We start from the raw sequence: 21,151 nt of genomic DNA, 5'->3' as shown, positions 1-21,151 counted from the left end.
ATCGCTAGCCCAGACGTGCGTGGAGCGCCAGCACGGCCCCGCAGCAGCACCAGCCCAGCACGGCGTAAGGCAGGTTCCAGCGCAGCATGTCCCGAACGGCAATCTGATAGCGCACGCAGATGGCCAGATTGCTGCCGGATAGCGGGCTGCTACCGGTTCCCAACGCCCAGCACATTAAAAACAGTATGCCGAGCAGGGTGGGATCGGGCTGGAGCGGCGCAATCAATGGCGCCAGGGTGGCGATGCCGATCAATGGGTGGATACCGGTAAACGAGATGATCACGATCATGCCGAGCGCAAACCAGGCGTGCCAGTGACCGAAATGATCGATCGGCAGGTCGAGCCCGTTGGGCAGACTGGCCAGCAGCGCCGCCAGCCCGGTAGAGATCACGCCGGCACCCAGGAACAGTGCGAACTGGGGAGCCAGCCGCTGCAATCCATGAGTGAACTGATGGCGGATGCGCTCGCGCCGGTGACTTCGTGGCATCAACAGAAACGAGAACAGCGGCGCGACGATGGCGATGATCAGCGGGATCGAGAGCCCCGGCCAAAGCAGGTGCAGCACGATGACTACGAGCGCCAGCAGGCAGGGCATCAGCAGCGCGCTCTTCTCGATGGGATAGCCGGTGAAGGGGGCCTTCAATCGCCAGACATCGACCCAGTTGAGGATCAGCAGCAACGCCGCTGCCAGCAGACCCCACGGCACCAGGTTCAAGTAGTTGAGCCCGGGCGCGTAGGTCAGCGCCACGCCCATGGCGACGAAGAATGGCGACCAGGCCGCGGCGGCAGTGAAACCTCTCCCGAGGATGAGCGCCTGCGAGCGAGTCAGTTTTCCCTCCTGCTGCATGCGCTCGCCAAACAGGAAGACCACGGAGAGATTGATGGCCGCCCCGAACAGGTGGGCGCCCAGCATGGTACCGATCATGCTGCCGGGGCGCTGGTTGTTTCCGGTGGCCATTGGCGTGGCCATGGTGAGAAAGCTGACGCCGGCAAACATCATCAGCAGCGATTGATTGATGGTGAGCGCTTCCAGCAAGGGGTAGCGCGTCCCGCGGATCAGAGCCACGCTCCACAGCAGCAGGCCAATGGCGAAAAGCGTGCCGGCCTGGCGGCGCGAGGTTCGCGGCAGCGTGCGGAATAGCCGCAGCGTCGCCAGCCAGGCCAGTACGGCGGCCGGCCAGACCGGCCAGCCGAACAGATTGGAGGCCACGCTGAGTACCAGCATGGCGAGGATCAGGACGCTCGAAGGCCTCATGAAGCGCGGCGATCGAGCCTGCCGCGCAAGCGGGCGTATCGATAGGCCATGACCGCCAATGCGCCGGCGGCCACGACTTCGGCAAACACCAGCACCGAACCGCCACCCTTGCTAACGATCATCAGGCCTTGCACGACGTAGAGCACGCCCAGCGCCGTCAACCAGATGTGGCCGCGGCGCCGCTGCATCAGCAACGTCGGCAGAAACAGTACCAGTGGCAGGATTCTCACCAGCAGTGCGGCGATCTGCGCGTGTTGCTGGAGGTAATGCCAGATGCCACTGATCACCAGCAGCGCCAGCAACGCCGCATACGCGATCCATACCGCGCGGCGGGCTGTGCCGAGAGCCGCGGTCTCCGATCGGGAGGTGGGAGCTTCATTCATGAGCGGCCATCCCTCATCGCCTTGAGCGCCAGGGAGAGCTGGGCGAGGCGGCGACCTTGCGCTACCGCCAGCTTGCGCTCATCGGCGTCGACTTCCCGATCTGCGTTCGGCCCGGCCAGATGGCTGGTGCCGTAAGGCGTTCCACCGCTCCGAGTGCTCAACAACGTTGTCTCGCTGTAGGGCACGCCAGCATACACCATGCCGTGATGGAGCAACGGGATCAGCATGGTCAGCAAGGTGCTCTCCTGCCCACCATGCAGGCTGGCGGTCGAGGTGAACGCCGTGGCAGGCCGGTCGACCAGAGCCCCGTTCATCCAGAGTCCGCTGGTCGTATCGAGAAAATACTTGAGCGGCGCGGCCATGTTGCCGAACCGTGTCGGACTGCCCAGCGCCAGGCCCGAGCAGTGGCGTAGATCATCTTCGTCGACGTAAATGGCACCCTCGTCGGGGATTTCCGGCGCAGTCGCCTCGCAGACGGGCGAGACCGCCGGGACGGTGCGCAGACGCGCTTCAATGCCGGAAACGCTCTCGACTCCGCTGGCCAGCTGCTCCGCGAGTGTCTTCGTTGCCCCCTGTCGCGAGTAATAGAGCACCAGAACGTAAGGCGTGGTAGGGCCGGTAGCGGCCGTGTGTGCGGTCATGGCTGTTCCTCGAGAGCAAGCGAAAATCAGGATGATTAGATCAGTTGAAGAACAGCCTGTGGCGGACGTCCGATGACCGCGTATTCGCCGTCATCGGCGATCGGTCGTTGCATGAGACGCGGATGTTCGGCTATGGCGTCGATGATCTGGGTTCGTGTCGGTTCTTCGATGCTCAGAGCTTTCCACTCTGGTTCTTCGCGACGCAGTATGCGGTCGGCATCGTCGCCCAGGCGCCTGGCCAGGCCCTCCAGTTGCTCGCGGGAAAGAGGGTAGGACAGGTAGCGATGTTCGATGACCTGAATGCCTCGAGACTCCAGCAGGGCCAAGGCTTCGCGTGACTTGGAGCAGCGAGGATTGTGGTACAGCGTGAGCGTTGACATCGGGACGAGAGGACCTTGTATGGCAGAGCGTCTTTACAAAAATATGCTGAGGGCGATAACCGCATTGTAGCGGTTGTGGCAATGGCGCCTCAATTGAGTGTTGGAATGGGACATCCGAAACTTTATACCGTTATCTTATTTTGTTATCCATTCAATCGGGCAATCGTTTATAGACCCAGGCAGTAGTACCGTCGGCAAGCTTGACGCTTTCACGCGTGTATCGAATGCCCAGCCGTTCGTAACGGTCCAGCGCTTTCAGGGCGGCAGGGTCGATCGTCAGAACCTCACCATGCACTTCGGCACCCGGCTGTGGCTGGATGTCGAGATCCTGACGATGATATCCCGACAATGTCGCCTCACGCGTTTCGATTGGCTTGCCCATGATGATCCAGCGCAGCCAGTCGTAGCGCAGCGTGCCATAGACGAAAACGTCCTGCTCCGGAATCCGCTCGTCGATAACGGCAGTTTCCGAAGGGTGGTAGCCATACGGGCTCATGAAGGTGTACCAGAAGCCTCCGGCACCGATGGCGACTCCTACGATCAGCAAGATGAAAAGCCATTTGCAAAAGCGTCGCATCATGAAAAGTCCCTATCGGCATGGCGGGGCGCGAGAGCCATCGTCGTCAATCTCCACAAGATGCTGGTACTGCCTGTCGGCAAGAGGGGTGCCATGACATTGATCATGACATCGAACCCCATGCTAGCATTTGAAGTCCAAGCGCTAACCACGTTACTGACGGAGGAACGCCATCATGAGTCACGCTGCCAACGACTACCAGGCATTCCGCGAAGCCTTGGGTAACGATGTGCAACCCCTCAAGAAGGGTCGCGACAAGGTCGCGATGGTTCGGGCCCAGACGTCACCCTCCGATGCCCAGCTGGCGCGCCGCGAGAGCGCCTTGCAGACCAACGAAGATGAACGTGATTTTCTCTCCGATGAGTTCGTCGACCTGGTTGGTGCGCATGATCCCATCGAATTTCGCCGTGACGGTATTCAGATTGGCGTACTGGAGCGATTGCGTCATGGCGGCTATGATGCCGAGGCGCGTCTGCACATCATGCGCATGCCGGTGATCGAGTGCCGTCGCGCGGTATTCGGCTTTCTCCGCGATGCCTACGAGCACGACCTGCGCAGCGTTCTCATCGTTCACGGGCGCGCTCGTGATGACGATGGGCACGCCAACATCGTGCGGTCGTATCTCAATCACTGGCTCAGGCAGTTCGAGCAGGTACAGGCGTTCAGTACGGCGCCGCCTCAGCAAGGCGGGATGGGGGCCACTTTCGTGATGCTGCGCAAGTCCGATCGCGCCAGGGCGCGCAACCGGGAGCGTCAGCAAAAGCGGCGGGGCTGAGGCGCCGCCAAGAACGAAAGAGTGAGTGCAACGCAAAGACCCCAGCCGAAGCTGGGGTCTTTGCCGATCGATACGGAAACCGTTGCCGGCTTACCGCTCTCGCAGGCGGCGAGCGAAAAGTGGCTCGCTCAGATCCACCGCGGGCTGGTAGCTGACGCTGAAGGCCTTCAGCGCATTCAGGGCGGATTCGATGTCCTGGTCTTCCCGCAGCGCCAGTGCATCGAAGCCACAGCGACTCATATAATAGAGCTGGTCGATCAGCACGTCGCCGATGGCACGAACTTCGCCGGCGTAACCGAACCGCTCGCGCAGGAGCCTGGCCAGCGTATATCCACGGCCATCGGTGAACGCGGGGAAGTCGACCGCGACCAATGCCGCCTTTTCCAGCGAGGCCGCCAGCGCTGGCGTCAGCTCGGTGTCGCTCGGCAGCCACGGGGCCAGATCATCGCGGTCGGCATGGTATTGCCAGAGCGCCAGCGGCACGATGGCGGGGCGCTGATCCGGTAACGCCTCGTCGCTGCGGGATAGCACCCACGTATCGGTCACGTGCTTTTCCAGCTTGATCAGTGCGCTCGTGGCAGTGGCAGCCGGGGCTGCCTGAAGATCCGGCTCGGGCGATAATTCAGGCGTATGGTCAGGCATAGACGCGCTCCTTGAACGGTTGGTGGCCGATACGGCGATAGGTATCGAGGAAACGCTCTTCGTCCAGCCGCTTTTCGACGTAGACCTGCAGCACCTTGTCGATCACGTCCGGGACGTCCTCCCGATAGAAGGAGGGGCCCAGAATCTTGCCCAGCGACACGTCGTCGTCGGCGTTGCCGCCCAGCGAGATCTGGTAGTACTCCTCGCCTTTCTTGTCGACGCCGAGAATGCCGATGTTGCCGACGTGGTGATGCCCGCAGGCGTTCATGCAGCCGGAGATGTTGAGATCGATCGGTCCCAGATCATAGAGGTAATCCAAGTCGTCGAAGCGCTCCTGTATCGCCTGGGCGATGGGGATCGACACCGCGTTGGCCAGCGAGCAGTAGTCGCCGCCGGGGCAGCAGATGATGTCGTTAAGCGTGCCCACGGTAGGATTGGCCATGCCCAGCGCCTCGAGCTGCTGCCACAAGGCTTCGATTTCGTCGACCGGAACGTCGGAGAGCACCAGGTTCTGCTCGTGGGTGACGCGCAGCTCACCGAAGCCGAAGGTTTCGGCGAGATCCGCCACGGCATCCATCTGATCGGCGGTGACGTCGCCCGGCGCATGCTCGCGACGCTTGAGCGACAAGGTCACTGCCTTGTAGCCCGGCACCTTGTGATCCATGACGTTGTTGGTCACGAAGCGAGCGAAAGCCCGGTTCTCCTGGCGCAGCTTCTCGTAAGCGACAATGGCCGATTCCGCCACCGGCCGGCGATCGGGTTCGGGGAAGTGGGTGCGTGCTTCGTTCACCGCGTCTTCGTTTAGCGTCTGGCTGCCGTCCTTGAGGTGAGCCCATTCGGCTTCGACGCGACGCGTGAACTCCTCGATGCCCAGCGCCTTGACCAGAATCTTGATTCGGGCCTTGAACTTGTTGTCGCGACGACCGAACTGGTTGTAGACGCGGACGATGGCCTCGAGATAGGTGAGCAGGTGCTGCCAGGGCAGATCGGCACGGACCACTTCGCCGATCATCGGCGTGCGGCCCATGCCGCCGCCGGCGAGCACGCGGAAGCGGAGTTCGCCGGCGTCGTTCAAAAACAGCCGCAGGCCGATGTCGTGGACGTGAATCGCGGCGCGATCTTCGGTGGCACCCGTGACGGCAATCTTGAACTTGCGCGGCAGGTAGGCGAACTCGGGGTGCAGCGTGGACCACTGACGGATCAGTTCGCACCAGGGGCGCGGATCGACCACTTCGTCCTTGGCAATCCCGGCGAACTGGTCGCTGGTGGTATTGCGGATGCAGTTGCCGCTGGTCTGGATCGCGTGCATCTGTACCTTGGCCAGGTCCGCCAGGATATCGGGTACGTCTTCCTGTGCCGGCCAGTTGAGCTGCAGGTTCTGGCGTGTGGTGAAGTGGCCGTAGCCGCGATCGTAGCGACGGGTAATGGTCGCCAGCGCCCGCAGCTGATGGCTGCTCAGCATGCCGTAAGGGATGGCGATGCGCAGCATCGGCGCGTGGCGCTGAATATAGAGGCCATTCTGCAGCCGGACCGGACGAAACTCTTCCTCACCGAGCTTGCCGGCAAGGTAGCGATCCATCTGGTCACGGAACTGCGCAACGCGCTCGTCGACGAGCGTCTGGTCATAAGAATCGTAGCGATACATCGGGCCTGATCCTGCTAGTCATGGATTGCCAATGGGTGCACCTTACCGCGAGCGCTTTATTCTACAAAAGAATAAATACTCATAATTTCTTGCTTTATCGTCATAACACGGCGGTCAGGATGCTTGTGCCGAGCGTGCGTCTCTATAATCGTCAGGATCATAGGAGAGCACAGGCGATAGCCAACGTTCCAGTTCCGCCATCGGCATCGCCTTGCGTCGTGCCAGTGACTCGACCTGATCTCGGCCGATCTTGCCGGTGGAGAAATACTTCGACGCCGGATGGGCGAAATACCAGCCGGACACCGCCGCGGCCGGCCACATGGCATAGCTGTCGGTCAGGGTGATGCCGGTGTTATCGGTGGCCTCGAGCAGGCGGAACAGCGTGGCCTTCTCGGTGTGGTCGGGGCAGGCCGGGTAACCGGGAGCGGGGCGGATACCTTGATACTTTTCGGCGATCAGGGCGTCGTTATCCAGCGTCTCCTCGGGGACATAGCCCCAGAATTCCTTGCGCACGCGCTCGTGGAGCCGCTCGGCAAAGGCCTCCGCCAGCCGGTCGGACAGGGCCTGAACCAGAATGGCGTTATAGTCGTCACCGGCGGCCTCGTAACGCTTGGCCAGCTCGTCGGCACCATGACCGGAGGTCACGGCGAACCCGCCGATCCAGTCGAGCTTGTCGCTGGGCTCTCCGTTCTGCCGATGACGCGGCGCGATGAAGTCGGCCAGGCTGTAGCAGATACCGTCGCGACCCTTGGTGCTTTGCTGACGAATATGGTGCAGCCGTTCGATCACGGTTTCGCGACTTTCATCCGCGTAGACTTCGATGACGTCATCGTCGACGCTGTTGGCCGGCCACAGGCCGATCACGCCACGTGCCTGAATGTGTCGCTCGTCGATCAGCTTGCGCAGCATGGCCTGGGCATCGCGGAACAGATTGCGTGCGGCCTCGCCGACCACCTTGTCGTCGAGGATGCGCGGGTACTTGCCCGAGAGTTGCCAGGTCATGAAGAAGGGCGTCCAGTCGATGAACTCGACCAGCTCTTCGAGATCGTAGTCGTCGAACACGGTGAGCCCGGGCTGGATCGGCTTGACCGGCTCGAACTGGTCCCAGTCGATCTTGAGCCGTTGCTCCCTGGCCGCGGCGTAGTCGAGATCGGCGGCCTTGGGACGGCGCTTGGCGTTGCGCTCGCGAACCTGCTGGTACTCCTGCCGGATCTCGGCAAAATAATCCGGCTTTTGCGTCGGCGAGAGCAGGCGGCTGGCAACACCCACGGCGCGGGAGGCGTCACTGACGTAGATCACCGGCTCGTCGTACTGGGGCGCGATCTTCACTGCCGTGTGCGCTTTCGAGGTCGTCGCGCCGCCGATCAGCAGCGGCAGCTCAAAGCCCTGTCGTTTCATCTCCTTGGCGACGTGAACCATCTCGTCGAGCGAAGGCGTGATCAGGCCGGAAAGGCCGATGATGTCGGCGTTTTCCTCGCGCGCAGTCTTGAGGATCTTGTCGGCGGGTACCATGACGCCAAGATCGATCACGTCGTAGTTGTTGCACTGCAGCACCACACCGACGATGTTCTTGCCGATGTCATGAACATCGCCCTTGACCGTCGCCATCACGATCTTGCCCTTGGACTGCACCTCGCCGGATTTCTCCGCTTCGATATACGGGATGAGATAAGCGACGGCTTGCTTCATCACGCGGGCCGACTTGACCACCTGAGGCAGAAACATCTTGCCGGCGCCGAACAGGTCGCCGACCACGTTCATGCCATCCATCAGCGGACCTTCGATCACCTCGATCGGGCGTTCGGCGGCTAATCTGGCTTCTTCCGTGTCGGCTTCGATATAGGCGGTGATGCCCTTGACCAGCGCGTGTTCGATACGCTTGTCGACTTCCCAGCTACGCCACTCGAGGTCTTCCTTCTTCTGCGCGCCGCCGCCATCGCCGCCTCCGTTTTGACGATAGCGCTCGGCAATGTCGAGCAGCCGTTCGGTGCCGTCGTCGCGACGATTGAGCACGACATCTTCCACGGCTTCACGCAGCTCGGCCGGGAGGTCGTCATAGACTGCCAGCTGGCCGGCGTTGACGATCCCCATCGACATGCCGGCCTTGATGGCGTGATAGAGAAATACCGAATGAATCGCTTCGCGCACCGGGTTGTTACCGCGGAACGAGAACGAGACGTTGGAAACGCCGCCGGAGATCATCGCATGGGGCAGATTCCGGTGAATCCACTGGGTCGCCTCGATGAAGTCCACGGCGTAGTTGTTGTGCTCCTCGATCCCGGTGGCGATGGCGAAGATATTGGGATCGAAGATGATGTCTTCGGCGGGGAAGCCGATATCGTCGACCAGCAGTCGGTAGGCACGCTCACAGATTTCGGTCTTGCGTGCGAAGGTGTCGGCCTGGCCTTCCTCGTCGAACGCCATCACCACGACGGCGGCACCGTGACGGCGGCACTCGTTGGCCTGATGACGAAACGACGCTTCGCCTTCCTTCAGCGAAATCGAGTTGACGATCGCCTTGCCCTGTATGCACTTGAGGCCGGCTTCGATGATCTCCCATTTGGAGGAGTCGACCATGATCGGAACGCGGGCGATATCGGGCTCGCCAGCGATCAGGTTGAGGAAACGCACCATCGCTTCCTCGGACTCCAGCATGCCCTCGTCCATGTTGATGTCGATGACCTGGGCGCCGTTCTCGACCTGCTCCAGCGCCACTTCCAAGGCGGTGGTGTAGTCTTCTTCCTGGATCAGGCGCTTGAAGCGCGCGGAGCCGGTCACGTTGGTGCGTTCGCCAACGTTGACGAACAGCGAATCCGCTTCGATGTTGAACGGCTCGAGGCCGGAGAGACGGCAGGCGGCAGGCCGCTCGGGAATGGGGCGGGGCGCAACGCCGTCGACGGCGCGCTTGACCGCGGCGATGTGTTCCGGTGTGGTGCCGCAGCAGCCGCCGATGACATTGATCAGGCCGCTCCGGGCAAACTCGCCGACGATCGCTGCCATCTCCTCGGCGCTCTGGTCGTACTCGCCGAACTCGTTGGGAAGTCCCGCGTTGGGGTGAGCGGAGACGAAGGTATCGGCCTTGTTGGAAAGCTCCTCGAGATAGGGCCGAAGCTCTTCGGCACCAAGCGCACAGTTCAAGCCGATCGACAGCGGCTGGGCATGACGCACGGCGTTCCAGAACGCCTCGGTGGTCTGGCCGGAGAGCGTGCGCCCGGAGGCATCGGTGATGGTGCCGGAGATCATCACCGGTACGCGCTCGCCGCGGGACTCGAACAGCGCTTCCAGTGCGTAGATCGCGGCCTTGGCATTGAGCGTGTCGAAGATCGTCTCGATCAGGATCAGATCGGCGCCGCCTTCGATCAGGGCCGTGGCGGCTTCGGTGTAGTTGTCGCGCAGTTGGTCGAATGTCACGTTGCGCTTGGCGGGATCGTTGACGTCCGGCGAGAGCGATGCGGTGCGCGAGGTCGGACCCAGCACGCCAGCGACATAGCGGGGGATGCCGGTTTCCGCGGCGACCGCATCGCAGACTTCGCGTGCCAGGCGGGCAGCCTCGCGGTTGAGCTCGGCCGTCAGCGACTCCATGCCGTAATCCGACTGCGAGAGCCGCGTGCTGTTGAACGTGTTCGTCTCGACGATGTCCGCCCCGGCTTCGAGGTAGGCTCGATGGATCGATTCGACGATATCCGGGCGCGTCAGCGTGAGCAGGTCGTTGTTGCCCTTGAGCTCGCTGGGCCAGTCGGCAAAGCGCTTGCCACGGAAGTCCGCTTCCTCGAGGCGATAATCCTGCAGCATCGTGCCCATGCCGCCATCGAGGATCACGATGCGCTCGCCTAGCGTCTGTCTCAGTGCCTGGCTCAACGAATCGGACGAAGCAGTAGCAGAAATGGCAGTCATGGCGGTGACTCTCCAACAGCAGGAAAACGGGCACGTCCCGGACGGGACGCCAAAGCGCCGCATGGTATCAGAAAGGCGCGGATGGCGGGACTTTGAAGGGGGACGGCAATAGGTCGGCGACAAGCCTGACTAAATCACTCGGGATTGTTTTGGCGCGCGCTTTTTTCTACCATGTCGGTACATCTCAAGCAGAGTTCCCAGTCTCATGAGCCAACCGATTCAGATCACCGAAAGCGGCCAGGAATATCTGGCCGAGTTGCTGGCCAAGCAGAACGTCGACGATATTGCCGTGCGCGTCTTCATCACGCAGCCCGGTACGCCCTATGCCGAGACCTGTCTTGCCTACTGTCGCCCTGGAGAAGAAGAGCCCAGCGACGAGCGGGTAGAGCTGGAAAAATTCAGTGTCTATCTCGACAAGAACAGCCTGCCGTTTCTGGAAGAGGCCGTTGTCGACTTCAATCCGGATCGTATGGGTGGCCAGCTGACCATCAAGGCGCCAAACGCCAAGATGCCGAAGGTCAATGCGGACAGTCCGCTCGAGGATCGCGTCAACTATATCCTCTACAGCGAAATCAATCCGGGCCTGGCGTCTCACGGCGGCGAGATCCGTCTGATTCAGCTGACCGGAGAGCAGATCGCCGTACTGCAGTTCGGTGGCGGCTGCCAGGGCTGTGCGGCGGTAGATCTGACGCTCAAGGAAGGGGTGGAAAAGACCCTGATGGAGCGTATCCCGGAACTGGCAGGCATTCGCGACGTGACCGATCACACCGATACGACCAATGCCTACTATTGAGTAATGCCACAGCTGCTGAGTAATCGCCACAGCTGCGGTTCGCGCCCGAGATAGCGCCAGGTCGCATCTCGGGCGGTAAACCCGGTGACGAAAACTCGAACCGTTGATCATTTTTTGCGGGGGGCCTTCAGTGAAGGCTCCCCGCATTTGCGTGGTTATTGTCTCGTTGCGAATCCGTGTCGAATTTCAGCTTCTCCGCCTACGGCCGATAGTTGTCGAAAGCAGGATTGAACGATTCGACAAGTGCTGGTAGCGGAGATCAGTAAATGCGTTCCACACGTGGAAAGCGGCTTTGCCGCGGTTATCTGGCTTTTTTTCCTTTTTTTCTTTTGATTTTTACCTGTCTGCCTGTATGGGCAGATCCCCCTGTCGTGATCGGCACCGGCGGGAGCGCTGGTGTCTATCTACCGGTAGGGAAGGCCATGTGCGAGCTGTACCGGCAGGCCACGGGGACGGCGTGCCAGGCGTTGACGACCGGCGGCTCTCTCTACAACGCCAGCGCCATTCGCAACGGCGAGCTGGACTTCGGCATCGTCCAGTCGGATATTCAGTATGCGCTCTTCCACGGCACCGAGCAGTTCTACGATAGCGGACCCAGCAAGGATGTAAGAGCGCTTTTCTCGCTGCATGCCGAGGCATTTACCGTGGTTGCCACACCGCCCGAGATCCGCAATTTCGATGATCTTGCAGGCAAGCGGGTCAATGTCGGCAACCCGGGTTCCGGTCAGCGCGCCACGCTCAACTTGTTGCTGGAAATGAAGGGGGAGACGGAAGGCATCTTTGCGCTGGCCAGCGAGCTGAAGCCCACGGACATGAGCCGAGTCATGTGCAGCGGGAAACTGGATGCGTTCCTGTATGTGGTGGGCCATCCCTCACAGGCGATCGACGAGGCGACCCGGGGCTGCGGGGCCCACCTGGTCAATGTGGCGGGTCCAGAGGTCGAGGCGCTGATCGAGCAGATGCCGTACTACGGCGTAACCGTGATCCCCGGTGGCACCTACGCCCATAATCCCGATGACATCGTGACCTTCGGCGTCCGGGCAACGTTACTGTCGCGCAAGGATGTCGATGAGGAACGCGTCTACCAACTGGTCAAGGCAGTATTCGAGCATCTGGATGCGTTCCGCCGGTCACACCCTTCGCTGGCGACATTGACTCCGTCCGCCATGGTTCACGAAGGGTTGACCGTACCGCTGCATGCAGGCGCAAGACGCTACTACGAAGAGGTCGGGTTGCTGCCACCCGGCAGCGAATGACTCGAGGTGGCAGGCTTCAATTGGCCGTTGGGGGCAGGGCAGCACGAGACAGACGTTCATGAAGCTCCCGGTTGGCTGCCCGTAGATTCTTGAGCTCGCTTTCCAGTCGCTGGCGTTCCTGCTGCATGGATTTGACCCGGTCATCGCTGACCCGCTTTTCACTCTCGGTCTGTTCCATGTGCACCTTGTCTGCACGCAGCGATTCCTGAAGCTGACCATACTGCCGGCGCTGTTCGGAGAGATCCTGCTGCAAGCGTTCGCAGCGCTGATCCAGCGAGGTCAGGCGCTGCTCGTACTGTCTTTCCTGTTTCAAGCGCTCCTGACGGGCCTCTTCCAGCAACCCCATGAGACGCGTTTCGGCGGACTCGTGGCGCTTCTCTTCCTGCGCGAGCTTGGCCTGATAGGCCTGATGCTGCTTGGCCATCGCGTCGCGGTGCTGCCTTTCGGCCTGCTCTAGACTGGACTGGTGGCGCTGGCAGGCCTGTTCGAGTTGCAGGATGCGCTTCTGCTGTTGGCTTTGAGCGGATTGCAGTGACTGGAGTTCGGCCTGGAGATGAGCGGCTTCCGTCGTCTTGGTCTCGAGCCGTTCCTGAACGCGGAGCATGTGGTCGTTGAGTGCCTGCAGCCGCTGCTCGGCATTCTCGCTCTGGCGTTGCGCCTGATGACTGATCTCATCGGCCTCGCGGATCTGCTCGTCGGCTTCCTGACGATAGACGGCGAGTTTTTCGTAAGCTGCCTGTTGTGCCTTGTCCCAGATATCGGCCACCCAGCTATCCAGGCCTTCCGGGCGCTCGAGGGTGCGCGGGATGGATTGCACCGAATCGCCATTCTGGCGCAATCGCCATTCGCGAAGATGGTCGCTGATCGTGGTGTAGCTGCCCGTGCCGAGAAGCTCACGTATCTTCTGAACGCTGGCCGCCTCGCCACGTTTCTGCAACGTGTCGATGGCGTGGCAGACGTCATCGTAACGAATTCCATTTCGTGCCATGTCGAATTCCCTTGTGTTGCGAATGATCCTGGAGCTTCTGAGAACTCTCGGGATACAGCATAGATGCTTTACGTAAAGTGTATACGTAAAAATTTCCGTGTCATATCAGATCATCTCCTCTATGGGGATACGTTCGCTCAGGCCCTATAATGAAGATATTCAAATATAGGAGGCGTCATGAGTATTGGACAGGCCCAGGCCGAGCTGCTGGACGAATTCTCGATGTTCGATAACTGGATGGATCGTTATCAGTACATCATCGACATGGGACGCCAGCTGCCTGACTATCCCGAGTCGGACAAGGTGGCGGCCTACAAGATCGAAGGGTGTCAGTCGAATGTATGGCTGCGATCCACGCAAGAAGCGGGGCGACTGCATTTTCTGGCCACATCGGATGCGGCCATCGTCAGCGGGTTGATCGCCATTCTGATGCGCGTCTACGATGATCGCGAACCGCAGGAAATTCTCGAGGGCGAGCCCCAGTTCCTCACCGAGTTGGGCCTGGACAAGCACCTGTCTCCGACGCGCAGTAACGGCCTGCATGCCATGATCGAGCGGATCTACGCCATCGCTCGTGAAGCCCAGGCCCACCAACAGATTCACTGACCGCCCGGTTCGTTACCGTCTCGCTTGTCGTCGCCAGCGCCGTTGTCCGGCCGGCAGTGGCAGGATTTCCGCTGAGGTTCCGGCACCGGATCGACGCCGCCGGCGTGGAAGGGATGGCATTTCGACAGGCGTCGCAAGGTCAGCCAGCCTCCACGCCAGGGGCCATGAAGGCGAATGGCTTCCAGCGCATAGCTGGAACAGGTCGGCCAGAATCGGCAGCGCGGGCCGAGCAGGGGGCTGATGCCGTAGCGATAGCCCTGAATGACGGCGGTCATCAGCCAGGTCGCGAGCTTGGCGATCACGTCACGCCTCAGCGCTTTCCGCCGTAGAGTTCTTCCTTCGATATCAACGGCTCGCTGTCGATTTCCCCAGCCGTCGGCGTGAGCCGGAGGTAGAAGCAGCTACGGCGGCCGCTGTGGCAAGCGGGGCCGGATTGGTCGACCTTGAGAAGCAGGGTGTCTCCGTCGCAGTCGAATCGCGCCTCGACGAGATGCTGCTGCTGACCCGAGGTTTCGCCTTTGCGCCAGAAAGCCTGTCTCGAGCGAGACCAGTAGCAGACTCGGCCCGTCGACAGCGTCTCTTCCAGTGAGGCGCGATTCATCCAGGCCATCATCAACACTTCGCCGCTATCATGCTGCTGGGCAATGGCAGGTATCAATCCGTCGTCATTCCACTTGGCCGCCGACAGCAAGTCGGATAGCGGCACCTGGGTATGGGTGGGCGATTGTTCGAGATCGTGGAAAAAACCGGACATGAGAGTTCCGTCGAGCTGAAGGTGAGCTTTGCGTGATCAGGCCTTGTCGAGACAGGCGTCGCAGGCGCCGAGCAGCTCGATGGTCTGGCGCTGGATCGTGAACCCGCGTTCCCGTGCCGTGGATGCCAGCATTTCACCGACGGCTTCCTGATGGAGTTCCTCGACACGTCCGCAGTGACGACAGATCAGCAGCTGGAACCGATGGACATGCTCGGGGCACGGACAGGCGATGTAGGCATTGAGCGATTCGATGCGATGGACCAGACCTTGCTCGATCAAAAAATCCAGTGCCCGATAGACCGTTGGCGGTCTCGCTGACGCATGTTCGTCCGACAGGCGACCGAGCAGATCGTAGGCTTTGAGACCACCCGGCGTGCCGGAGATCATTTCCAGTACGCGACGGCGGATCGGCGTAAAGCGTACGCCGCGTTCCTGACACTGTTGATCTGCCTGTCTGAGCAGCACATCCGAATCGAGCATCGAACTTCCCGGTAAGTATCGAGAGGGCCACATTCTACGCGTTAGCGCTGGAAGGGACCACCGAACAAGGAACCCCCGGACGGGGACGATCACCATTCGTGGGAATCCGACATACCAGCGTATGCAAGAATGAGGGTCGTATAGTGCATTTAACATAATATATATTATGCGAACTCATGGAGATGCCATGATCCGAATCATCCATCATACATGCCGATATGTTTATCGCTCGGGATTTCGAAATACTGCTCGGTTTACCCCGAGGTTGCGCTACGCTGATGTGACATCGAGAAATGGGCCGCGTCAGTCTGCGACAAATCGCCACACTGACAGCCAGTTTCTCCTCAACGTCTGATTAACAGCCGTTTTTTCGGTACAATGCCTACCGCGAAATCCCTACTTCGTTGGCGACGTCCGATGCTCGGTACGCCATTGCGCGTCGTGTCAGAGTTGTCAGCCCTGGCTAGCGGCGTATGATGCAGGCCGCTAACCGATTGTTGCAGGGCCGAAAAGCTTTCCTCCACTGGGGTCGTGAGATGAGAAAAAGGAACTCCCTCAAGTATTTGAGTGTGATGACGTGGTTAACCGCGCCATTATTGTTGAGTGGCTGTGGCTCAGCGCTGATGGATCCGACCGGCGAGATTGGTCAGGGTCTGAAATCGCTGATCATCACGGCCTTCGGTTTGATGCTGATCGTGGTCATTCCGGTCATCGTGATGACTATTCTGTTTGCTTGGAAATATCGCGGAACCAATCTCGCGGCCAAGTACACGCCAAACTGGGAGCACTCGAACATCATCGAGGTCTTCGTTTGGGCCATTCCGTGCGTCATCATTTTCTTTCTTGCCATCCTGACATGGCAGACGTCGCACTCTTACGATCCGCACAAGCCGATTGCCAGTGAAGAGGAAACCATGACGATCGATGCGATCTCGCTCGATTGGAAATGGCTGTTCATCTATCCGGACGAAGGCATTGCCACCATCAATGAGCTGGCCATTCCGGTGGATACGCCGGTTCACTTCCGCGTGACCTCCGGTACCGTCATGAACTCGTTCATGATTCCGACGCTGGGTAGCCAGATCTACGCCATGGCCGGCATGGACAACGATGTCTATCTCGAAGGCAACGAGATCGGCACCTTCCGTGGCCGTTCGACCCAGTACAGCGGCGAAGGCTTCTCGGAAATGCTGTTCGACACACACGTAACGTCGGATGCGGATTTCCAGGCATGGGTCGACAAGATCAAGCAGTCACCCAACACCATGATGTTCCCGGAAGACTATGAACAGATCGCCGAGCCTTCCATTGCCCATCCGGTGGAGTATTTCTCTCAGGTTTCGCCTGATTTCTACGGCGACCTGATCAATAGTTACAAAGCGAGTCATGGCGGCAGCGACAGTCATGGCGAGCAAAACGAAGCACGGGAGTCTTCAATGCCCATGAGTGCGCAGGCAGCGGAGTAACGTCATGTTCGGAAAACTCAGCTTAGATTCGATTCCATTTCACGAACCGATCATCATGGTCACCGCGGTGGCCATCGGGATCATCGGTGCGCTGATCGTCGGTCTGATTACCTATTATCGCAAATGGGGCTATCTCTGGACCGAATGGGTAACGTCCATCGATCACAAGAAGATCGGTGTGATGTACTTCCTCGTCGCCCTCGTCATGCTGATTCGCGGCTTCGCCGATGCGATCATGATGCGAACGCAGCAAGCCATTGCTGCCGGTGGCGCCGAGGGCTATCTGCCTCCCGAACACTACGATCAGATCTTCACCGCCCACGGTGTCATCATGATCTTCTTCGTCGCCATGCCCATGGTCATCGGTTTGATGAATCTGGTCGTGCCGCTGCAGATCGGCGCTCGCGACGTGGCCTTCCCGTTCATGAACAACCTGAGTTTCTGGCTGTTCGCGGTGGGCGTGATTCTGGTGAACATGTCTCTGGTTATCGGCGAGTTCGCCAAGACCGGCTGGCTGGCCTACGCGCCGCTATCGGAGTTGAAATACAGTCCAGGCGTTGGGGTCGACTATTGGATCTGGGCATTGCAGATATCGGGGATCGGGACCACGCTGACGGGGATCAACTTCTTCGTCACCATCCTGAAAATGCGCACCAAGGGCATGTCCCTGTTTCGCATGCCGATCTTCACCTGGACGGCGCTCTGCACCAACGTGCTGATCATTTTGTCGTTCCCGATCCTGACCGTGACCATTGCCCTGCTGACTCTGGATCGCTATCTGGGCATGCACTTCTTCACCAATGATATGGGCGGCAGCCAGATGATGTACGTCAACCTCATCTGGGCCTGGGGCCACCCGGAAGTCTACATCTTGATCTTGCCGGCGTTCGGTGTCTTCTCCGAGGTCATCGCGACCTTTACCAAGAAGCGTCTGTTCGGCTACAAGACCATGGTCTGGGCCACCGTCGTGATCGCATTTTTGTCGTTCACCGTCTGGCTGCACCACTTCTTCACCATGGGCGCGGGTGCTGATGTAAATTCCTTCTTTGGCATTGCAACGATGATCATCGCCATACCCACGGGCGTGAAGATCTTCAACTGGCTGTTCACCATGTATCGCGGGCGCATCCAGTTCACGACGCCGGTACTCTGGACGATCGGTTTCATCATCACCTTTACCCTGGGCGGTATGACCGGTGTCATGCTGGCCGTGCCGGGGGCGAACTTTGTGCTACACAACACGCTCTTCGTCATCGCTCACTTCCATAACGTCATCATCGGCGGCGTGGTGTTCGGGATGATGGCCGGCTTCACGTACTGGTTCCCGAAAGCCTTCGGCTTCACGCTGAGTGAAAAATGGGGCAAGCGCTCCTTCTGGTGCTGGCTGATCGGCTTCTACGTCGCGTTCATGCCGCTGTATGCGCTGAGCTTCTTCGGTGCCATGCGCCGGATGCAGTCCTACGAACAGACCGAGTGGCAGCCGCTGATGATCGTGGCCTGGTTTGGCGCCGTGATCATCGCCTGCGGCATTGCCTGCATCGTGATCCAGCTTGTCGTCAGTATTCGCGATCGCGAGAAGAACCGTGATCTGACAGGCGATCCGTGGGATGGGCGTACGCTGGAGTGGTCTACCTCCTCTCCGCCCCCGAACTACAACTTCGCTTACCTGCCAGATGTCGCGTCCATCGATAGCTACTGGGAGATGAAGCAGCAGCCGGGTGGCTTCAAGCGCGAGCTGGCGACCAAGTTCGAGGACATTCACATGCCCAGGAACACGGCGGAAGGCCCGATCCTGTCGCTGTTTGCCTTGTTGTTCGGCTTTGCGTTGATCTGGCACATCTGGTGGCTGGCGGGTCTGGGGGCCATCGGCATGTTCGTGACGTTCATGTTCCGTATCTTCAATAACGATACCGACTACCACGTCAGCGCCGCGGAGGTCGAAAAGACCGAACGTGAATACCACAAACGGTTGGAGATGCAGGCTTAATCATGGCAACCGACACAATCAAGCAACATGACGCTCATGCCCACGACGGGCATGAGCACCACGACGCAGGCGCAATGAAGATCTTCGGGTTCTGGATCTACCTGATGAGCGATCTGGTGATCTTCGGGACGCTGTTCGCCACTTTTGGGGTGCTGGCCAACGCCACTGCGGGTGGTCCGACCTCGCAGGAGATCTTCGAGCTACCTTTCGTGCTGGTCGAAACCTTTCTGCTGTTGATCAGTAGTTTCACCTTCGGTCTGGCGGTCTTGGCGCAGAATGCTGGCGACCGCGGCGCCGTCCTCAAGTGGTTGGCGGTAACGTTCCTGCTGGGCTTTGGCTTCGTCGCGATGGAGGTGTACGAATTCCATAACCTCATCGCCGAAGGCTACGGTCCGGACCGTAGCGCCTTCCTGTCAGCCTTCTTCACCCTGGTGGGGACCCATGGTCTGCACGTGACCTTTGGCCTGATCTGGATCGCGATCATGTTCTTCCAGATATCCAAACGCGGGCTGGACAGTGTGACCAAACCCCGAATGCTGTGCCTGAGCCTGTTCTGGCATTTCCTGGACATTGTCTGGATCTGCGTCTTCTCCTTCGTCTACCTGATAGGAGCGATGTGACATGAACGATAGTCACACTTCTCACGATGGCACCAGCCACGGTAGCCATAAATCTTATACTGTTGGATTGATTCTATCGATTGCGCTAACGCTGGCGGCTTTTGGCGTAGTCATGCTGGGGAAATTCAGTATCCTGGCAACTGCCATTACGGTGATTGTCACGGCGGTAGTTCAGGTCCTGGTGCAGTTAATTCTTTTCATGCATCTCGAATTTAGAACTCAGCAGGGTCGTGAATCTGGTGGATTTTTTGTATTTACGGCGGTGATCATAGGACTGATTGTCGGGGGATCACTATGGATCATGCACCACCTCCGTCTGAATTTGATGTGATAGCCAAGTGACATACAAGGCTTACAGTTCGTTGACCAAGCCCGGTATCATCTTCGGCAATCTCGTCACAGTCATCGGCGGCTATTTCCTGGCCGCCGGTGGCCGTTTCGAACCGTGGTTATTTCTGGCAGTGGTACTGGGCACCTCGTTGGTCGTCGCGTCCGGCTGTGTTTTCAATAACATTATCGATCGCGATATCGACGGCCATATGGCACGCACTCAGTCTCGAGCCATGGTGACCGGCGAGATTTCGATTCCGATCGCCCTGCTGTTCGGGTGCTTGCTGGGTATCGTCGGTTTTGGCCTGCTGGCGTGGATGACGACGCCGTTGGCTACCGGATTCGCGGCATTTGGTTTCGCTATCTACGTTGGCGCTTATAGTCTCTATCTCAAGCGTCACTCGGTCTACAGCACGCTGATCGGAAGTTTATCCGGCGCATCGCCACCGGTGATCGGATACTGTGCGGTGACGGGCACGTTCGATCTGGGTGCCCTGCTATTGCTGATCATTTTCAGCATGTGGCAGATGCCGCACTCCTATGCGATTGCCATCTTTCGCTTCGACGACTACGCCTCGGCATCGATACCCGTTCTACCGGTGAAGCACGGCATCGCGGTGGCCAAGCGACATATCGTGATCTACACGGTGCTGTTCGTGATCGCCTCGGTCATGCTATCGGTTGCCGGCTATACCGGATGGGCCTACGCCATCGTTGCCGTTGCCGTGGGCGGTTACTGGCTCAGTATTACGCTCAGAGGCTTCCGAACCACCAATGATCAACCCTGGGCTCGCAAGGTCTTCGGTATCTCGATCGTGGTGGTAACTGCATTGAGTGTCATGATGTCACTGGATAGCCGAATGCCGATAGCCGAATCGCTGCTGTCGCTTGCATCAGGATGATCGGATCGAGATTGACGGATTGACCTTCCCCCTGGTTTAAGTCCGCCCACAATGTGAGAAGCCGCCGCTCCAAGCGGGGCCAATTTGTCCATGGAGCGGTTATTTCGAAGCTACAAGAGCGAATGGATGTCCGCGACCGGTTACTTATCGGTGCGTTAGGCTTTACGGGATATCGGCTTCTACCTGATACTGCGCTACAACCAGCAGCGCCCCTACATGCATGCATGACGTTCCTTGTGCCTCTTCGTTATTTCACGATGGCCATTTCGTGTGATGGCTATCGATCACAAAAGCGTGCCGATGAGTGCTGCAACAGATCGCCGCGATTCGCGGGGCGGTGAATGGGTTGATGGCCGCCGTCATGGAGGGGCACCTGACTGATCACGTCGTCAGGGAGCCCGAACTGGCGCAGCGGCAACAAGACTTGGACGCGGTACTACAGGTCATTAAGTCCTACCTCAAGTAAGGCAGATAAAAGCCTGGCACACGGAAGACTCAAAATGAATGAGAGTAAAAAAGCAAGACCACCACCACCCGCTCGAAGAAAAGGCTCAAAGGCACTGGCGCCGGTACGACGATCACCAGCGACTAGGATGACTTCTGCTACGGGACGACAGCCGTGGCGAGCCACGGCTTCCTTTGTGAATATATCCAATCGTAATGTGGCAGGTGCAAACTGCCTTTCATTAGCGCGGAAAAACATATCGACCCAATGGCCTGATAGAGAGTGAGAGCGGCTCGCGGGGAATCTCGATGGCCAATATACGAAGGAGGCAT

General features: G+C 59.4%; 22 protein-coding genes and 1 pseudogene. 11 read left to right on the top strand and 12 right to left on the bottom strand.

Annotated elements, in window-relative coordinates:
• Positions 1 to 4: 4 nt before the first annotated feature.
• The 5 genes from CCD76_RS15505 to CCD76_RS15485 all read right to left on the bottom strand — a co-directional run bounded on the left by CCD76_RS15505 (position 5) and on the right by CCD76_RS15485 (position 3,239).
• The gene (locus CCD76_RS15505; RefSeq protein WP_256961333.1) at positions 5 to 1,255 is read right to left on the bottom strand and encodes a hypothetical protein; all 1,251 of its coding nucleotides are present in this window, start codon (positions 1,253 to 1,255) and stop codon (positions 5 to 7) included.
• Positions 1,252 to 1,638 (bottom strand): DUF2069 domain-containing protein, encoded by a 387-nt coding sequence (locus tag CCD76_RS15500; protein WP_087720354.1) that lies wholly within the window; start codon positions 1,636 to 1,638, stop codon positions 1,252 to 1,254. Before CCD76_RS15500 ends, CCD76_RS15505 begins: the two co-directional genes overlap by 4 nt.
• Positions 1,635 to 2,279, bottom strand: a complete 645-nt coding sequence (gene wrbA / locus CCD76_RS15495) for an NAD(P)H:quinone oxidoreductase (RefSeq protein ID WP_087720353.1) — start codon at positions 2,277 to 2,279, stop codon at positions 1,635 to 1,637. The genes CCD76_RS15500 and wrbA overlap by 4 nt, the downstream gene beginning before the upstream one ends.
• 35 nt (positions 2,280 to 2,314) lie before the next feature.
• A complete protein-coding gene (locus CCD76_RS15490) occupies positions 2,315 to 2,659 on the bottom strand; it encodes an arsenate reductase family protein (protein WP_087720352.1) in 345 nt (114 codons plus the stop codon).
• Between the two features lie 151 nt (positions 2,660 to 2,810).
• The gene (locus CCD76_RS15485; protein ID WP_087720351.1) at positions 2,811 to 3,239 is read right to left on the bottom strand and encodes a gamma-glutamylcyclotransferase family protein; all 429 of its coding nucleotides are present in this window, start codon (positions 3,237 to 3,239) and stop codon (positions 2,811 to 2,813) included.
• A 172-nt stretch (positions 3,240 to 3,411) separates the two neighbouring features.
• On the opposite strand from CCD76_RS15485, the gene smrA reads away from it, so the two are divergent.
• Entirely contained in the window at positions 3,412 to 4,011 is a 600-nt protein-coding gene (gene smrA / locus CCD76_RS15480; protein ID WP_087720350.1) for a DNA endonuclease SmrA, read from the top strand.
• Between the two features lie 90 nt (positions 4,012 to 4,101).
• Here the strand turns inward: smrA and CCD76_RS15475 are convergent, their stop codons facing one another.
• The 3 genes from CCD76_RS15475 to metH all read right to left on the bottom strand — a co-directional run bounded on the left by CCD76_RS15475 (position 4,102) and on the right by metH (position 10,192).
• A complete protein-coding gene (locus CCD76_RS15475) occupies positions 4,102 to 4,653 on the bottom strand; it encodes a DUF934 domain-containing protein (RefSeq protein WP_087720349.1) in 552 nt (183 codons plus the stop codon).
• Positions 4,646 to 6,298 carry a nitrite/sulfite reductase gene (locus CCD76_RS15470; RefSeq protein ID WP_087720348.1) on the bottom strand — a complete coding sequence of 551 codons (1,653 nt, stop codon included), beginning with the start codon at positions 6,296 to 6,298 and terminating at the stop codon, positions 4,646 to 4,648. Before CCD76_RS15470 ends, CCD76_RS15475 begins: the two co-directional genes overlap by 8 nt.
• A gap of 114 nt (positions 6,299 to 6,412) precedes the next feature.
• On the bottom strand, positions 6,413 to 10,192 hold the full coding sequence (metH, locus tag CCD76_RS15465) for a methionine synthase (protein ID WP_087720347.1): 3,780 nt from the start codon (positions 10,190 to 10,192) through the stop codon (positions 6,413 to 6,415).
• 205 nt (positions 10,193 to 10,397) lie between these two features.
• Between metH and nfuA the strand changes: the two genes are divergently transcribed.
• Together nfuA and CCD76_RS15455 are read left to right on the top strand one after the other, a co-directional pair.
• On the top strand, positions 10,398 to 10,985 hold the full coding sequence (gene nfuA / locus CCD76_RS15460) for a Fe-S biogenesis protein NfuA (protein ID WP_087720346.1): 588 nt from the start codon (positions 10,398 to 10,400) through the stop codon (positions 10,983 to 10,985).
• 266 nt (positions 10,986 to 11,251) lie between these two features.
• Positions 11,252 to 12,241: a TAXI family TRAP transporter solute-binding subunit gene (locus CCD76_RS15455; RefSeq protein ID WP_087720345.1), complete on the top strand. Its 990-nt coding sequence runs from the start codon at positions 11,252 to 11,254 to the stop codon at positions 12,239 to 12,241.
• Between the two features lie 16 nt (positions 12,242 to 12,257).
• On the opposite strand, the gene CCD76_RS15450 is transcribed toward CCD76_RS15455, so the two are convergent.
• On the bottom strand, positions 12,258 to 13,229 hold the full coding sequence (locus CCD76_RS15450) for a DNA-binding protein (RefSeq protein ID WP_087720344.1): 972 nt from the start codon (positions 13,227 to 13,229) through the stop codon (positions 12,258 to 12,260).
• A gap of 177 nt (positions 13,230 to 13,406) precedes the next feature.
• Between CCD76_RS15450 and CCD76_RS15445 the strand changes: the two genes are divergently transcribed.
• On the top strand, positions 13,407 to 13,835 hold the full coding sequence (locus tag CCD76_RS15445) for a SufE family protein (protein ID WP_087720343.1): 429 nt from the start codon (positions 13,407 to 13,409) through the stop codon (positions 13,833 to 13,835).
• Here CCD76_RS15445 and yidD read toward each other — a convergent pair.
• From yidD to CCD76_RS15430, 3 genes are read right to left on the bottom strand one after another with little or no spacing between them, the layout of a single operon-like run.
• On the bottom strand, positions 13,829 to 14,137 hold the full coding sequence (gene yidD, locus CCD76_RS15440) for a membrane protein insertion efficiency factor YidD (RefSeq protein WP_442978336.1): 309 nt from the start codon (positions 14,135 to 14,137) through the stop codon (positions 13,829 to 13,831). The genes CCD76_RS15445 and yidD overlap by 7 nt on opposite strands.
• Positions 14,138 to 14,145: 8 nt before the next feature.
• Positions 14,146 to 14,589 carry a phosphoribosyl-AMP cyclohydrolase gene (gene hisI / locus CCD76_RS15435; protein ID WP_087720342.1) on the bottom strand — a complete coding sequence of 148 codons (444 nt, stop codon included), beginning with the start codon at positions 14,587 to 14,589 and terminating at the stop codon, positions 14,146 to 14,148.
• A gap of 36 nt (positions 14,590 to 14,625) precedes the next feature.
• On the bottom strand, positions 14,626 to 15,069 hold the full coding sequence (locus CCD76_RS15430) for a transcriptional repressor (protein WP_087720341.1): 444 nt from the start codon (positions 15,067 to 15,069) through the stop codon (positions 14,626 to 14,628).
• Between the two features lie 473 nt (positions 15,070 to 15,542).
• On the opposite strand from CCD76_RS15430, the gene cyoA reads away from it, so the two are divergent.
• The 7 genes and pseudogenes from cyoA to CCD76_RS15400 all read left to right on the top strand — a co-directional run bounded on the left by cyoA (position 15,543) and on the right by CCD76_RS15400 (position 20,840).
• On the top strand, positions 15,543 to 16,535 hold the full coding sequence (gene cyoA / locus CCD76_RS15425) for a ubiquinol oxidase subunit II (RefSeq protein WP_306298813.1): 993 nt from the start codon (positions 15,543 to 15,545) through the stop codon (positions 16,533 to 16,535).
• A gap of 4 nt (positions 16,536 to 16,539) precedes the next feature.
• Complete coding sequence (cyoB, locus tag CCD76_RS15420) at positions 16,540 to 18,522, top strand: cytochrome o ubiquinol oxidase subunit I (protein WP_087720339.1); 1,983 nt, start codon at positions 16,540 to 16,542, stop codon at positions 18,520 to 18,522.
• 2 nt (positions 18,523 to 18,524) lie between these two features.
• Positions 18,525 to 19,142 (top strand): cytochrome o ubiquinol oxidase subunit III, encoded by a 618-nt coding sequence (cyoC, locus tag CCD76_RS15415; RefSeq protein ID WP_071231185.1) that lies wholly within the window; start codon positions 18,525 to 18,527, stop codon positions 19,140 to 19,142.
• A 1-nt stretch (position 19,143) separates the two neighbouring features.
• The gene (cyoD, locus tag CCD76_RS15410) at positions 19,144 to 19,473 is read left to right on the top strand and encodes a cytochrome o ubiquinol oxidase subunit IV (protein ID WP_071231184.1); all 330 of its coding nucleotides are present in this window, start codon (positions 19,144 to 19,146) and stop codon (positions 19,471 to 19,473) included.
• A gap of 7 nt (positions 19,474 to 19,480) precedes the next feature.
• Positions 19,481 to 20,374 (top strand): heme o synthase, encoded by an 894-nt coding sequence (gene cyoE, locus CCD76_RS15405; protein ID WP_087720338.1) that lies wholly within the window; start codon positions 19,481 to 19,483, stop codon positions 20,372 to 20,374.
• Between the two features lie 81 nt (positions 20,375 to 20,455).
• A pseudogene (locus tag CCD76_RS20425) lies at positions 20,456 to 20,602 on the top strand (IS3 family transposase); the annotation flags it as partial.
• Positions 20,603 to 20,678: 76 nt separating this feature from the next.
• Positions 20,679 to 20,840, top strand: a complete 162-nt coding sequence (locus CCD76_RS15400; RefSeq protein WP_239496096.1) for a metal-sensing transcriptional repressor — start codon at positions 20,679 to 20,681, stop codon at positions 20,838 to 20,840.
• Positions 20,841 to 21,151 lie beyond the last annotated feature (311 nt).

Source organism: Salinicola salarius (assembly GCF_002179555.1).
GTDB classification, from domain to species: domain Bacteria; phylum Pseudomonadota; class Gammaproteobacteria; order Pseudomonadales; family Halomonadaceae; genus Salinicola; species Salinicola salarius_A.
Note: the sequence above shows the minus strand (reverse complement) of the source record. Positions and strands in the feature narration are given on the sequence as shown.

What these genes read in the sequence shown, in the direction of transcription:
- CCD76_RS15505 (WP_256961333.1), bottom strand. Translation starts at nt 1,255, where the DNA reads ATGAGGCCTTCGAGCGTCCTGATCCTCGCCATGCTGGTACTCAGCGTG.
- CCD76_RS15500 (WP_087720354.1), bottom strand. Translation starts at nt 1,638, where the DNA reads ATGAATGAAGCTCCCACCTCCCGATCGGAGACCGCGGCTCTCGGCACA.
- wrbA (WP_087720353.1), bottom strand. Translation starts at nt 2,279, where the DNA reads ATGACCGCACACACGGCCGCTACCGGCCCTACCACGCCTTACGTTCTG.
- CCD76_RS15490 (WP_087720352.1), bottom strand. Translation starts at nt 2,659, where the DNA reads ATGTCAACGCTCACGCTGTACCACAATCCTCGCTGCTCCAAGTCACGC.
- CCD76_RS15485 (WP_087720351.1), bottom strand. Translation starts at nt 3,239, where the DNA reads ATGATGCGACGCTTTTGCAAATGGCTTTTCATCTTGCTGATCGTAGGA.
- smrA (WP_087720350.1), top strand. Translation starts at nt 3,412, where the DNA reads ATGAGTCACGCTGCCAACGACTACCAGGCATTCCGCGAAGCCTTGGGT.
- CCD76_RS15475 (WP_087720349.1), bottom strand. Translation starts at nt 4,653, where the DNA reads ATGCCTGACCATACGCCTGAATTATCGCCCGAGCCGGATCTTCAGGCA.
- CCD76_RS15470 (WP_087720348.1), bottom strand. Translation starts at nt 6,298, where the DNA reads ATGTATCGCTACGATTCTTATGACCAGACGCTCGTCGACGAGCGCGTT.
- metH (WP_087720347.1), bottom strand. Translation starts at nt 10,192, where the DNA reads ATGACTGCCATTTCTGCTACTGCTTCGTCCGATTCGTTGAGCCAGGCA.
- nfuA (WP_087720346.1), top strand. Translation starts at nt 10,398, where the DNA reads ATGAGCCAACCGATTCAGATCACCGAAAGCGGCCAGGAATATCTGGCC.
- CCD76_RS15455 (WP_087720345.1), top strand. Translation starts at nt 11,252, where the DNA reads ATGCGTTCCACACGTGGAAAGCGGCTTTGCCGCGGTTATCTGGCTTTT.
- CCD76_RS15450 (WP_087720344.1), bottom strand. Translation starts at nt 13,229, where the DNA reads ATGGCACGAAATGGAATTCGTTACGATGACGTCTGCCACGCCATCGAC.
- CCD76_RS15445 (WP_087720343.1), top strand. Translation starts at nt 13,407, where the DNA reads ATGAGTATTGGACAGGCCCAGGCCGAGCTGCTGGACGAATTCTCGATG.
- hisI (WP_087720342.1), bottom strand. Translation starts at nt 14,589, where the DNA reads ATGTCCGGTTTTTTCCACGATCTCGAACAATCGCCCACCCATACCCAG.
- CCD76_RS15430 (WP_087720341.1), bottom strand. Translation starts at nt 15,069, where the DNA reads ATGCTCGATTCGGATGTGCTGCTCAGACAGGCAGATCAACAGTGTCAG.
- cyoA (WP_306298813.1), top strand. Translation starts at nt 15,543, where the DNA reads ATGATGCAGGCCGCTAACCGATTGTTGCAGGGCCGAAAAGCTTTCCTC.
- cyoB (WP_087720339.1), top strand. Translation starts at nt 16,540, where the DNA reads ATGTTCGGAAAACTCAGCTTAGATTCGATTCCATTTCACGAACCGATC.
- cyoC (WP_071231185.1), top strand. Translation starts at nt 18,525, where the DNA reads ATGGCAACCGACACAATCAAGCAACATGACGCTCATGCCCACGACGGG.
- cyoD (WP_071231184.1), top strand. Translation starts at nt 19,144, where the DNA reads ATGAACGATAGTCACACTTCTCACGATGGCACCAGCCACGGTAGCCAT.